We start from the raw sequence: 14222 nt of genomic DNA, 5'->3' as shown, positions 1-14222 counted from the left end.
AGGAGAAAACTAGGAGACTCCTGTTTGACCCCACTAGTTTTGCAGGGTGAGACAAATTTAGGTGAATTAGGCATCAACACCCTGCAATCTCGTTATGCCACAACGTCAAGTTCACCTGAGTGTGAGCGCAATGGGACTTGCACTTATTTGTTGCCTTTCAACATATTTGTTGCCTTTCAGCACCGCGTCGGGTGGCAACATGTGGAAGTCACCGAACACCGGACGAATGCTGATTTTGCTCGTTGGCTTTAACGCCTAGTTGAGGAATAGTTTCTCATGGCTATCAAGATTCGCTTAGTTCTCGGCAATCTCAATGATCAGAAAGCCACCCTGGACTGGCACTTTACGAGTACTGATGCCAAGCGTCTTTATCCAGAAATTCACCTCTCATCATCAACGGGGCAGACGATTAGGTGCTGAGATTTTTAGGGGGCTTCGCGTATATCAATTTCTGTTTCTGATTTTGTTACGCTGACATTCAGAACCCGGAGTCTTTGCCATTGTAGCTATTATCCGTAGATTGAAATTCATTGCTTATGATTCGTTTTACCCGGTTCTCTGTTCTCCTCACACTACTAACAGTTACAGGATTGCAGGCTTATCCAGCGATCGAGCTTCCAGCCGTTGCTCAAACTTCTATTTGCACTCCAGATCAAACGTTAGATACTGATGAATATGCGCTGCGCGATCAAGCTCGTGTTGCACTAGACAATGGTGATCTGGCAACAACGGTGCGAACTTTAAGAGAAGCTTTGTTGATCACACCGCGAACGCAATATCCTCATAATACAGTCGAGCAGTGGCTTTTAGAAGACAACAACGGGACTCGAATTGAGCAGTTGCTGAAATTTTCTGACAAAAAACAGACGACGCAAATCTTAGATCAGCTTTATCAAATTACGCAACGGCTGAAACCAAACCATAGCTCAATTAAAACTCGTGCCTTCGCTGCGATCGCAAAATCCTACATTGTTCTCAATCAGTTCCCATCTGCGATCAATGCTCTCAATCAAGCTCGGGATGCTGTGCGTTTTGTTCAGGGAACAACTGAAAAAGCAGATCGGTTACTCGATATTGCCGCAGGATATGCTGCATTGCCTCAACCGCAAATCGCTCAAACCAGTCTCACCCAAGCTGAGAAAGCAATTCAGCAGATTCAGCAATCCGATCGAGCTGTCCGACTCGTTCGACTCGCAACACTCCATGCTGAAGATGAGAATTTTACGAAAGCAAGAGCGATCGCGGCTAAGCTGCCTAAAAATTCAGAATCACACGCGCTCGTATTCAGAGCAATTGCTGAGAACTACATCAGAATTAAGCAATTAGGCAATGCAGATCAAGCGATTCAAACCATTACACATCCGATGCAAAAAGCGATCGCACTTGGAAAAGTTGCCGTAGCTTATGAGCGTGCTCAACAACCAGGAATAGCGACAAAACGGTTTGATCAGGCAATGGCGATTGCTGCCACTCCAAACCTAGTCAGCGATTTCTATACTTCAGAAATGCTGAGAAGAGATCTCGTCGTCAATCTAGTCGAGGTAGGTCGAAGAGATGCAGCAAGACAGCTTGCTATCAATTCTGAGATGCCATCTTTCAAGAAAGAAGCTTACAAGGTCATTCTTTTGGCTGATGTTCGTGCAAATGAGCCAGTCAAAGCGAAGAAACTGCTTTCTCAGCAATTGACTGAGATCCTGAATCAGCAAGATAGCAGTTGGCACAGATTTGAACTTGTTAATCTGATAAACACTGCGACTGAAGCGGAGCAGTTTGATTGGTTTATCCAAGAATGGAATCGCATTTCAAAGGTTGATTTTGGTCTGACGGATCAAGATGTTGAGAGAATCACGACATCTCATGCTCAGAAAGGTCGGCATCTGCAAGCTTTGCAGTGGACAGAAAAGTTGCCGATCGCGAATCGCCCAGTGTTGCAGATTCGATTGAAATCTACGATCGCGCTGGCTGCTCATCAATCTGGACAAACAGCTTGGGCAAAGAATTTGCTTCAGACCACTGAGCAGCAAATTAGCGCATTGATGAAAGCATCCCGTGACCGACTTCAGCGTGAGGGCGGCGACACGAACGAGCCAGATGACATTGAATACATTGGGGTAGCAGTACTTGCCCTTTCTTACGCTCAGATAGGAGATACTGGAACGACTCAGAGATTGCTCGATCGCGTTGTTAAGAGCAAGATGAATCAGAATGATATGCAGCTAGGTGGACGAATAGACAATCCGTTTGAACTGTTTCGAGAAGCCAATCAGATAGATGGAGCCTTTCAGCTTGCAAACGGTTCTGTGTTGCCTGAAAAGCGCTTTCAACGCCTACAGACAGTTGCAGGAATGGCATTAGCGCAAAATCGATTTGATATGGCAACTTCCATTGTGCCTCGATTAAATTCAGCCAGTGGTCAAACTCAATTACTGCTGGCGATCGCTCAACGCTACACCCAACTCAAACAGACCGATAAAGCGCTTCCTTTCCTCGCTCAAGCCTTCAAAGTTGCTCAAACGATTCCAGGAGAAGAATCTCAGTTTGATCGATTGGGTGCAGAGGGGGGAACGGTGATCGAGATGGAGAATGATCGCGGAAGTTTGATTGAAGCGATCGCGGTTCAGTACGCTCGATTGAAGCAACCCGCTCAGGCTTTGAAAGTTGCGAATACTTTGAAAGAGAAGAAGACTCGCGATCAAGCACTCGAAAAGGTGAGATGTGCAATTTCAAGCTAGTCGAGAAAATTTCCCTGGGTTTTCAGTTCGTTGCGGTTTAGCCTAGGAATTCTATCCACGGGCTAAACCCACTTTGCTGAGGAAGACTATTCTGATTCAAAGTTACGCGATCGCGGTTTGCATTTGCTCACGATCGCAAAATCCTATACCGATTCAACGTAATCTCCTCGACCAATGCACAAACTTTTCCCGGTCACACTTCTCAGTCTGCAACTCGTTGGTCTGCCTTCGATGAGTCTGGCGCAGGCTAAGCCAGCCTGCATCAGTCCCTATGGTGGAGACGATCGCGCGATTCCGTTAAGTGATCCTCAATTGGCGAAAAGTCAGCAAGGAAAAGAAATGGCAGAAATTGCGATCGCATTTCTCAAAGCAGGTCAACCAGAACGCGCTGCTCAGGTCAACGAGCAGATGCGATCGCGCTTCAAGCTCGCCCCTAAAGATCTCTCAACCTTAGTCATGATTCAGTCTCTTATCGCTGGAGATCAAGCTGCTGCAACCGCACATGTGCCTAAGCTCAACCTGACTGGATTTGGAGATATTGATGCGATCTTTCTCGCGGCGCGGACTCTACCTGTTCAAGATCAAGCCGATTGGATACTGAACGTGGTCGATCAACTCCCGATCAAAAACGGCAAATTGCTGTGGTGGATTGTACTAGCGGAGTTATATCCCAATCAACCTATCACTCTAAAAATTGCAGCAAAGATTCGCTCTGTGCTGACCCAAGACGATCAACTTTCCGAATGGGTGAATTTAGCAGTCGTCTATCGTCAAGCAGGAGATTTTCAGGCAGCCCGATCTCTACTCGAATCCCTAGCAGATCAAGCGCGATCGGAACCTCGCAACCTATCTAATCGGCTCAGGATGATTCAAGAATTTGCTCGCATCGGACAGCGCGATCGCGCACGGGCTGAACTCATGAAACTCAACATCGAAACAGGATCAAATAGCCTGTCTGTGAACCCTGACTTGACCCATCACTTAAGCCTTGCTTATGCTGCCATTGGAGATTTAACCACAGTTGCAGACTTGATTCAAAAGCTCCCAGTGCAAGCTGATCCGGATTCCTTTAGCTTCCATCGTCAAGATTCAACCCGATCCGCGATCGCGCGACAATTTGCAGAACAAAAAAATGTTCAACAAAGCCAACGATTTCTACTTTCGATCAAAGATGCGAAGCTACAACAAGAGACGGCTCAACGGATCATCCAGCGTTTTCTTCAAACAGAACAATGGGCATCCGCAGCGGCAATTTCATCATTAGCAGAACCGAAATTACAAGCGATGGTTGCTTACAAAGCAGCACTGGCAAATCAATCCGCACTCAGCGATCGTGTGATCTCAACCATGCGCGGCAACAACGGAGATCTGATTCGCCTACTTCAGACTACATCCGCACTCAATCAGGTCGGATACCAAACGAAAGCACGCACCTTACTGCAAGAAGCCTTATCTTTAGCAACTCAGCAAAACATTCAGCCCCTTTTGCCGACGATTGCAGTTCAGTTTGCAGAAGCGGGTGATTTTGAGCAGGCAAATCAACTGCTCGATCGACAATTGCGAAGCTTTGAGCAACGATCGCAAAAACCAAAATTTCCAGCGTTTGAACCTTTGCTACCCATCTCACCCACTCCTCCTGACGAATCCGCTCTATGGCGATTTTTTGAGTATGTCCGGCTAAGTGCCTCATCCTTCCAACCCGAAAAACCTACTCCACCCGTTACAGCAATTCCAGTTCAGCCCTCGATCGCAGGAACAACAGCCATCAACCTCGGCAGTTTTGCAACCTTCTATAGTCGCGCCCGCAATTTTACAAAAGCGGATCAACTGATCCAAAAGATTCCCGACCAGTACTGCACCTTCAAAGCATCCATCATTCAATTTGCTGTGTTAGAAGCCATTGCAGCAAATCAGCCAGAGGTAGCGCAGTCCCTTTTAGCGAAACTTTCTCGGTCTGCGCAGCATCAAGATTTTGTTCGGGCAAATTTAATTGCGATCGCTCATCTCTATCTCACGCAAAATCAATCTGCAAAAGCAATCCCTCTTTTAGAACAATCCTTGAATCTGCTCCACACATAGCAGACTCTGAACGTGCGAAATGGAGAGAGTTAGGAGAGAGATGGGGAGAACCCAAACTTAGATTACTCCCTATCTCTCTATCAGCTTAATTGTCGTGAACTATGAGTAGTCCTAAAGATTCCATCTCCAGTTAATCACTTCAGGTTGATCAATCCCATGTTCATACGCATACTGGCGACATTGAATTTGCATGTTTTTGAACTTTTCTTTCGCATGAGCGCCCGTTGTTCTGAGTCTGGGAACGCGATCGATAACATCCATTGCGAGACTAAAGCGATCGATATTATTGTTAATCGCCAGTTCTAAAGGCGTGTTGATATTGCCTTTCTCTTTGTAGCCTCGGACATGCAGATTTGCGTGATTCGTCCGACGGTAAGCCAGACGGTGAATCAACCAAGGATAGCCGTGGAAGTTGAAAATGATCGGTTTATCAGTTGTGAACAGACTGTCAAAATCTCGATCGCTTAATCCATGCGGATGCTCTGTATCGGGTTGAAGCTTAAACAGATCAACGACGTTCACAAATCGGATCTTCACATCCGCAAATTCTTGCCGCAGTAACGCTGTCGCAGCTAATGCTTCCTGAGTGGGAATGTCTCCCGCTGTTGCCATCACAACATCGGGTTCTGTTCCCTGGTCATTACTCGCCCAATCCCAGATGCCAAGTCCCTTTGTACAATGTTTAATCGCTGTATCCATATCCATATACTGGAAGTGGAGTTGCTTGTCAGAAACAATCACATTGATATAGTTAGTACTTCTCAAACAATGATCGGCTACAGAAAGCAACGAATTGACATCGGGCGGTAAGTAAATCCGAGTCACAGAAGGACTCTTGTTAACAACGAGATCTAGAAAGCCTGGATCTTGGTGAGTAAAGCCGTTATGGTCTTGCCGCCACACTGTAGACGTAATTAAAAGATTCAATGATGCAATGTCTTCGCGCCAAGAGAGATGATTGCAAATTTCTAACCATTTCGCATGTTGGTTAAACATCGAATCGATCACATGCACAAATGCTTCATACGTTGAGAAGAATCCATGTCGTCCCGTGAGGAGATAGCCTTCGAGCCAGCCTTCTAAGGTATGCTCGCTCAACATTTCCATCACGCGCCCGTCTGGAGAGAGTTCGCCGCCGTCTTCGTCTTCAGGCAAATAATCTGCAATCCAGAATTTCTTACTGACTTCGTAAATTGCATTCAGCTTGTTAGAAGTCGTTTCATCCGGCCCGAAGACTCGGAAGTTGTTCGGGTTCATCTTCATGATGTCCCGCAGAAATTTGCCTAACGGCACAGTATTTCCAACTTCGAGCTGTCCTGGTTTGGGCACGTCAATCGCATAGTCGCGGAAGTTTGGCATTTTTAAAGCCCGACGCAGAATCCCACCATTAGCATGAGGATTCGCACTCATGCGATGCGTCCCAGTCGGAGCCATATCCTTAAGTTCAGCGAGTAGCTTGCCATTTTGATCAAAGAGTTCCTCTGGTTTGTAGCTTCTCATCCAAGCTTCTAGCTGTTGAAGATGCTCCGGATTGTGCTGCATTTCAGATAAGGGAACTTGGTGCGATCGCCAAAATCCTTCTACTTTATGCCCATCGACTGTCTGAGGTCCTGTCCAGCCTTTGGGAGTCCGAAAAATAATCATCGGAAAGCGAGGGCGTTGAGCGACATCGCTGCTGCGAGCTTGTTGCTGAATGGCTTTAATTTCGTTCACACAATGCTCTAAGGTCGCAGCCATTGCCTGATGCATGGTTTCGGGATCACTTCCCTCCACAAAGTAAGGCTTATAGCCGTAGCCACTGAACAGATCTTCGAGTTCTTCGTGACTGACACGCGACAGAATTGTGGGATTGTTAATCTTGTAGCCATTCAAGTGCAGAATTGGCAAGACCGCGCCATCGCGTGCCGGATTGATAAACTTGTTCGAGTGCCAAGCAGTCGCGAGCGGGCCTGTTTCCGATTCACCATCGCCGACGACAACTACACTGATCAAGTCTGGATTGTCAAAGACAGTTCCATAGGCGTGAGAGACACTGTACCCTAGCTCACCCCCCTCGTGAATTGATCCGGGGGTTTCAGGCGTGCAATGGCTGCCGATGCCGCCCGGAAAAGAGAACTGTTTGAAGAAGCGCAGCAGTCCTTCGGTATCTTCGCTTTTATCTGAGAAGACTTCCGAATAGGTTCCTTCTAGATAGATGGGAGCTAGCACACCGGGCGCACCGTGCCCAGGACCTGCCAAGAAAATCATATCGAGATCAAACTTCTTGATCAGGCGATTGCAATGAGTATAGATAAAGCTTAGACCTGGACTCGATCCCCAGTGACCGAGCAGACGGTTTTTGATATGTTCAGGCTTGAGGGGTTCTTGCAGAAGCGGATTGTCACGCAAGTAAATCATGCCGACTGCAAGATAGTTGCAGGCTTGCCAAAACGCATGAATTTTGCGCGCTTCTTCAGTACTGAGCGGCGATCCTTGAACGGTCGATCGTGCTTCACCATACGGACTAATCGACCGTTCTGCTGCGGGAGTGGTTACCATCGCTTTCTACTCCTTAAATTACTCTGTGAGAGACATCTGACCTTGGAAGCCAGTAATAATGCGATCGCCATTTTTGAGGACGTGAATTTCAATTTGATCGCTCGCCCAAGTTAAGCGATCATGCAATTCCGGATTAAAGACATGCACTCTCTGATTGCTTGAAGACACAAGAGAGTCAGGACTGTGAATCGCTAATGATTCAACATAAGCACCATCAATCATTAAATCGAGTTCTGCAAGCAGATCTTGAGCGCCTGCTGGAGCAAACTCGGATCGCAATTGCTCTAAGGTGAATCCAGTAAACGACATCACATTCAATCCAGCAGCTTTCACTTGGCGCGCCAGACTTGCAAGCGCAGGAGCTTGCCAGAACGGTTCTCCACCGGAAAAAGTCACACCTTGATTGCGATCGTTGCTCAAAATCTTCTCGACTAGACTCTCAACTGTGACCAGTTGATTCGCTTCAAACGACCAAGACGCTGGATTAAAACATCCTGGACATTCGCGTAAGCATCCTTGCACCCAAATCACCGCTCGGTATCCAGGACCGTTCACGGCTGACTCATCCACATAGCCCATAATGTTGAGATATCCAGGGGGAATCTCGAGCAGTTCTTGATAAGCGTCAGGTTTGGTGTGCATAGTCTTTCACCTCAATGGATTAAAGCGGGATACCGAACTGGAACATCAAGCACAGCTTGAATGCGATCGCGAAACTGCTTCAGCACTTCTTCGCTCACGGGTTTAAGCGATCGCACTGGATAAGACTGAAGCAGTTCATGGTTGCCCCGCGCATCTAATTGATGTTCTAGCGGTTTAGGGCGCGTGGGCGTATTGAGTTGAATTTCTTGGGGGCATAGTTCTTGTAGGTGGGTAATGTAGTTGATTTGGTCTTGATCGCGCCAGGGAGAAAGCAGCATTGTTTGAATGGCAAGCTGTCCTCGGTAGCGTTGTCGAAATTGCTTCAAACCTGACCAAATTTTGTCGAGAGTCAAATTTTGAACGGGGCGGTTAATGCCTTGAAATTGTTGATCAGAGACGGCATCAATTTTGACAGCGACGAAATCGGCGATCGCTAATTCCGCACGCACTGAGAAATCCCCCAGTAGGCTGCCATTGGTCAGCACTCCGACCGATTTACCAGTGAGAATCTGAGCCATCGTAATGATTTCGCCCAGATTTTGAGCTAGCGTCGGTTCACCGCTTCCGCTCAACGTGATGACATCAATATCCCAAGGCTGAAAGCCAAGAAGATCCTGCCGAATTCGCTCTGTCGGGACAAAGATTTTGCGAGTTGCGTTGTGCTGCTCGATTTCTCCCAGTTGACAGTAAACACAGTTAAATGAGCAAGTTGAAACTGAACCAATCGGATCGATGCCGAGCGATCGACCGAAACGCCAAGATTTTACAGGCCCATACACTGAAGCGAATTGCGTGGTTTGCATGGAATTTCTCCTTACTCGTCGATCGTGAATGAAATCTCTGCTTTCATCACGCCTTCTTCTGCATCCCGCCTGAGCTGAAACCCCAGTTTCTCACAGACGCGCTGCATCGCTCTGTTTTCGCAAAGAATCTCAGCACGAATGCGCTCAAGATGCTCATGCCGTCCGACCTTCAGCAAGCAGTTGAGCAACATGGTTCCAAGCCCTTGACGCTGATAGCGATCGTTGACCATCATTCCAAACTCTGCATCATTCGTCGCATGTAGTTTACTCAGCCTTGCAATTGCTAAAATCTCAGATGCTCCGGTTTGAGCATCTTTCCTTTCAGCGACTAGAGCAAGTTCGCGATCGTAGTCAATAAAACACAGTCGAGTCAGACGTTCGTGAGCAATCCGCTGTTTTAGCCCAATCATATGGAAGTAGCGAAAATATACGCTTTCCTCTGACAAAGTTTGATGGAATTGAATCAGCAAAGGCTCATCTTCAGGGCGAATCGGGCGAATCGTCACCTCTTTTTGATCAGATAGCTTGTACTTCCAAGTAAACTGACTAGGATAAGGACGAACTGCTAATTTCGGGAGTTCAGCTTCAGTCACATCCGGATCATGTAGAACAATCCTTGCATCCAAAGCCAAGAGCTTATCAGCTGAAGCAAGCAAAGGATTAATTTCAATCTCTTTAATCCATCGCTGCTCAACGACTAACTGACTAAACCGAACTAAGAGTTGCTCTAGGGCGGCGAGATCGACCGCTTTACGTCCTCGTACTCCCTGCAATGCTCGATAGATATGCGTTTGTTCCATCATTCGCCGAGCCAGCGTTGTATTTAGGGGAGGAAGTGCGATCGCGCGATCGCGATACACTTCAACGAGTTGCCCTCCAGAGCCGAATAGCATCACAGACCCAAATTGGGGATCAAGGCTGCTGCCAATGATTAATTCGTACCCCTCTCTTTGAATCATCGGTTGTACGGTGACTCCAAGAAAAGCTTGTGAGTCCTGGGTGCGTTGTAAAACGGTTGCCGCGATCGCTTGATAAGCCTCACGAACTGCCTCTGCATTCAGCAAGTTTAATTGCACACCCCCAACATCGGTTTTGTGGGTAATCGTTTCTGAATACAGTTTCAGCACGACTGGATAGCCTAGCTTTTCAGCCACTTGAACTGCTGCTTCCGCACTCCGAGCCACCTGAGTTTCAACAGTTGGAATGCCATAAGCCGCGAGAAATTGCTTGGATTCAAACTCTGTGAGTAGGGTTCTTCGTGCGGTTCTCGCGTTTTGAATGATCTGTTCAATTTCGAGCCGATTTACTGTCTCAGCTTCGGCTAAAGTTGGCGTTTCGTAGATGCCGCGCAGATTGTAGCTATATCGCCACATATAGTTAAACAATCGCGCCGCAGTATCCGGGTAAGCAAAGGTTGGAATCTTGGCTTGATTGAGCAACTCTGCTCCGGCTGCAATTTCTGAATTTCCCATCCAACTGGTAAGAATGGGTTTACCCAGTTGAGAGTAAGACTGCAATTGCTGAGCCGTTCGAGTTGGGTCGGTCATTGCTTGCGGCGTGAGAATGACAAGCAATCCATCACTATTGGGATCTTGAGCAGCAATCTCTAATGCTTTGGCATAACGTTCAGGTTCCGCATCTCCAAGAATATCGATGGGATTGTGATGACTCCAATGTGCAGGAAGATGCTGATTGAGTGCCTTAATCGTTTCGGGTGATAGCTCAGCTAAAGTTCCACCATTTGTCACTAAAGCATCGGTTGCAAGCACACCGGGGCCACCTGCATTGGTAATGATTGTCAGTCGTGAACCTTTCGGACGAGGCTGTTTTGCTAGCACTTCTGCCATATCAAACAAGTCAGAAATGCTATCGACTCTCAGAACACCACAGCGTCGCAGTGCAGCATTAAACACATCATCGCTACCCGCCATTGCTCCGGTATGAGACGTGGCAGCTTTAGCCGCTGCTTCAGTTCGTCCGGCTTTAATCACAATAATCGGTTTAGTCAGTGCAACTTCTCGTGCGGCAGAAAGAAACGATCGTGGATCACCGATCGATTCCATATAGATCACGATGCTCTCAGTGTGGGGATCATCACCGAGATAGTAAATCAAATCGCCCCAATCGACATCGAGCATCGAGCCGATCGAGATAAATGAGCTAAAGCCCACATTTTCATGAAAGCTCCAATCCAAAATCGCACTACACAAAGCCCCACTCTGGCTGATAAATCCGACTTTTCCAGGTTTCGCGATCGAATTTGCAAAGGTTGCATTCAAACCCAGATGAGGATTCATGACACCGAGACAGTTTGGACCAATCAATCTCAACTGACCTCGTTTCAGATGGGCGCGAATTTGTTGTTCTAGCTCGACACCCGCTGAGCCAACTTCACGAAAGCCAGCCGAAAGAATAATCACACCCTTGACATTCGCATCCACACATTCGCCGACAAGATCAGGAACCGTCGGCGCAGGCGTGGCAATAATCGCGAGATCAACTGCTTCGGGAACGTCCGCGATCGTGGGATACGCTTTAATTCCCAAAACGCTCGGTCGTTGCGGATTTACTGGAAAAATTGTGCCTCCAAATGGATGGCTCATCAAGTTCCAGAGTACCGTTCTTCCTACACTGCCATCTCGCTCAGTTGCACCAATGACGGCAATCGTTTTCGGTGAGAAGATTGCATCCAGCGGATGATATCCAGAGCGCCAAATGTCATGAACGCGATCGCTCTGACAATTTGCGAAAGAAACAATAGTCATGCAATCCCCCTTACGGTGCTACTAGAGCTTGGTTTTCAGCCTGTCCTAGCGTAGTTGCATTGCCTTCATAGGCTTGAATGTACAAAGCTTTGAGGTCTTCAATCAGTGGATAGCGTGGGTTTGCACCTGTACATTGATCATCAAACGCTTGCTCTGCCATCCATTCCACTTGTGAATAGAAGGCTCGATCGTCTTCGGACAGCGCTGCTTTAATCGTTTTTGGAATGTCAAGCTGCTCTTTGAGATCTTCGATCGCGGCAATCAATTTCTCAATCTTTTCTTCATCCGTTGCGCCCGTAATGCCCACATACTCAGCAATCACCGCATAGCGCCATTTCACATTCGGATATTTGTACTGTGGAAAAATTGCTTGCTTGAACGGAACATCGGTGGCATTGTACCGAATCACATGGGAGATGAGTAAAGCATTGGCAAGCCCATGCGGGACATGGAAAGTCGAACCGAGTTTATGTGCCATTGAATGACAAATGCCTAAGAATGCATTCGCAAACGCCATCCCTGCCATCGTTGACGCATAATGCACTTTCTCGCGAGCTTTGGGATTGTTTGCGCCTTCTTTGTAAGCCGCAGGTAAATACTTCAGAAGTAAGCGAATTGCTTCTAAAGCTAGCCCATTCGTAAACTCTGACGCAAAGACTGACACATAAGCTTCGAGGGCATGGGTCAAGGCATCGATACCGCCATATGCAGTCAGGCGTTTTGGCATCTGCATCACGAGATCAGGATCGACGATCGCCATATTCGGCGTGAGCGCATAATCGGCAAGCGGATATTTAATCCCAGTGTGCTGGTCTGTAACAACAGCAAACGGTGTGACTTCCGAACCCGTTCCTGACGTGGTTGGAATGCAAACCATGCTCGCTTTTTGCCCTAAAGGTTGGACTTCATAGACACGCTTGCGAATATCCATGAAGCGAGTTGCTAAGCCTTCAAACTCGGTATCCGGTTGCTCATACATCAGCCACATGACTTTTGCAGCATCCATCGGCGAACCTCCACCAATGGCAATAATCACATCGGGCTGAAAGAGGTTGATTTGAGCTAAGCCTTTCTCGATCGTTTCTAAAGATGGATCAGGTTCGACATCATAGAAAGTTTGATGTGTAATGCCAATTCCTTCTAGAACCTGCGTCACTTTTTCCGAAACGCCCAGTTCAAATAGCGGCTTATCCGTAATCACAAAAGCTCGATGTTTTCCGGTTAGTTCCTTGAGAGCTACAGGTAAGCACCCATCCCGGAAGTAAACTTTCGGGGGAACGCGGAACCACAGCATATTTTCACGCCGCTGCGATACGGTTTTAATGTTCAGCAAGTGATGAGCCGCAACGTTTTCAGACACAGTATTGCCGCCCCAACTGCCGCATCCCAATGTCAGCGATGGATCAAGCCGGAAATTGTATAAATCTCCGATCGCACCTTGAGACGCAGGAGTATTGATCAACACCCGCGAGGTTCGCAACACATTCTCAAAGTGTCGAATATGCTCGGTGTTTGCGGGCTGAGTATAGAGAACTGAAGTATGTCCTAATCCGCCAAACTCGACAATCTTCTCGGCTTTCAGCACCGCATCTTCAAAATCACTGGCTCGATACACTGCCAGAATCGGCGAAAGTTTTTCATAAGACAGCGGTTCTTGAGTGCCGATTTCTTCCACTTCTGCCATGAGCACTTTCGGAATGCCTGCTTCAAATTGCAGATCTGCTAGTTCAGCAAGCCGAGCAACAGACTGCCCAACGATTTTAGGATTTAAGTGACCATTTTCGAGGACGCAGTCTCGGAGGCGATCGCGTTCTGCTGCATCGAGGAAATATGCACCTCGATCGATAAATTCCTGCTTCACGGCTTCATACACGGCATCGACAATCACAACCGATTGTTCGCTCGCGCAAATCATGCCGTTGTCAAACGTCTTACTGAGTAAAATCGATGAGACTGCCATTTTAATGTTTGCCGTTTCATCAATGATGGCTGGCGTGTTTCCAGCACCGACTCCTAACGATGGATGACCGGATGAATAAGCGGCTTTGACCATTCCAGGGCCGCCAGTTGCGATGATCAATTTAATATCTGGGTGCTGCATTAAAGCCTGCGATCGCTCAATCGTCGGTTCTTCGATCCAACCGATCAAGCCTTCAGGTGCGCCTGCTGCGATCGCAGCATCAAGCACAATTTTGGCAGCCGCCGCAGTACATTGTTTCGCTCTGGGATGAGGGGAAAAAATAATGGCGTTGCGGGTTTTGAGTGCCAGCAACGCCTTGAAAATCGTCGTCGAAGTGGGATTCGTGACGGGCACAATTCCAGCGAGGATGCCAATCGGTTCGGCAATTCTTTGATAGCCGAAGGCAGGGTCATCTTCTAGAATGCCGCAGGTCTGCTCGTGCTTGTACTTGTTATAGATAAATTCCGATGCAAAGTGATTCTTGATCACTTTGTCTTCGACAATTCCCATGCCTGTTTCTGCAACGGCACGCTTCGCTAACGGAATTCTCGCTTCGTTTGCAGCTTGCGCTGCTTTTTTGAAAATCAGATCAACCTGCTCTTGTGTGTAGGTTGCATAGACAGCTTGAGCCGCTTTGACTTGCTGAATCAGAGTTTCGAGATCTTGTGGTTTTTCGGCGACAATGTTCATAAATTCCGTCCCG

General features: G+C 47.5%; 9 protein-coding genes. 4 read left to right on the top strand and 5 right to left on the bottom strand.

Annotation, left to right across the window (positions count from 1 at the left end):
• Nucleotides 1-24 precede the first annotated feature (24 nt).
• The 4 genes from OU814_RS26545 (at nt 25) to OU814_RS26530 (ending at nt 4811) form a co-directional block, all read left to right on the top strand.
• Nucleotides 25-252 carry a hypothetical protein gene (locus OU814_RS26545; RefSeq protein ID WP_144056231.1) on the top strand — a complete coding sequence of 76 codons (228 nt, stop codon included), beginning with the start codon at nt 25-27 and terminating at the stop codon, nt 250-252.
• A 24-nt stretch (nt 253-276) separates the two neighbouring features.
• Nucleotides 277-420: a hypothetical protein gene (locus OU814_RS26540; protein ID WP_154660836.1), complete on the top strand. Its 144-nt coding sequence runs from the start codon at nt 277-279 to the stop codon at nt 418-420.
• Nucleotides 421-536: 116 nt separating this feature from the next.
• Entirely contained in the window at nt 537-2732 is a 2196-nt protein-coding gene (locus OU814_RS26535) for a hypothetical protein (protein ID WP_268242644.1), read from the top strand.
• A gap of 174 nt (nt 2733-2906) precedes the next feature.
• A complete protein-coding gene (locus OU814_RS26530) occupies nt 2907-4811 on the top strand; it encodes a tetratricopeptide repeat protein (protein WP_268242643.1) in 1905 nt (634 codons plus the stop codon).
• Nucleotides 4812-4922: 111 nt separating this feature from the next.
• On the opposite strand, the gene OU814_RS26525 is transcribed toward OU814_RS26530, so the two are convergent.
• From OU814_RS26525 to adhE, 5 genes are read right to left on the bottom strand one after another with little or no spacing between them, the layout of a single operon-like run.
• Complete coding sequence (locus OU814_RS26525) at nt 4923-7349, bottom strand: phosphoketolase family protein (protein ID WP_017288996.1); 2427 nt, start codon at nt 7347-7349, stop codon at nt 4923-4925.
• Between the two features lie 18 nt (nt 7350-7367).
• Nucleotides 7368-7991 carry a 4Fe-4S single cluster domain-containing protein gene (locus OU814_RS26520; RefSeq protein WP_268242642.1) on the bottom strand — a complete coding sequence of 208 codons (624 nt, stop codon included), beginning with the start codon at nt 7989-7991 and terminating at the stop codon, nt 7368-7370.
• Between the two features lie 11 nt (nt 7992-8002).
• Nucleotides 8003-8794: a radical SAM protein gene (locus OU814_RS26515; RefSeq protein WP_268242641.1), complete on the bottom strand. Its 792-nt coding sequence runs from the start codon at nt 8792-8794 to the stop codon at nt 8003-8005.
• A gap of 11 nt (nt 8795-8805) precedes the next feature.
• Nucleotides 8806-11559 (bottom strand): bifunctional acetate--CoA ligase family protein/GNAT family N-acetyltransferase, encoded by a 2754-nt coding sequence (locus OU814_RS26510; RefSeq protein WP_268242640.1) that lies wholly within the window; start codon nt 11557-11559, stop codon nt 8806-8808.
• Nucleotides 11560-11569: 10 nt separating this feature from the next.
• Nucleotides 11570-14209, bottom strand: a complete 2640-nt coding sequence (gene adhE / locus OU814_RS26505) for a bifunctional acetaldehyde-CoA/alcohol dehydrogenase (protein WP_268242639.1) — start codon at nt 14207-14209, stop codon at nt 11570-11572.
• Nucleotides 14210-14222 lie beyond the last annotated feature (13 nt).

The sequence above is a fragment of the Leptolyngbya sp. GGD genome, assembly GCF_026735145.1.
In the GTDB taxonomy this organism is placed as follows: Bacteria; Cyanobacteriota; Cyanobacteriia; order Leptolyngbyales; family Leptolyngbyaceae; genus Leptolyngbya; species Leptolyngbya boryana.
The sequence above is the reverse complement of the archived record's forward strand: the minus strand, read 5'-3'. Positions and strand labels throughout refer to the sequence as shown.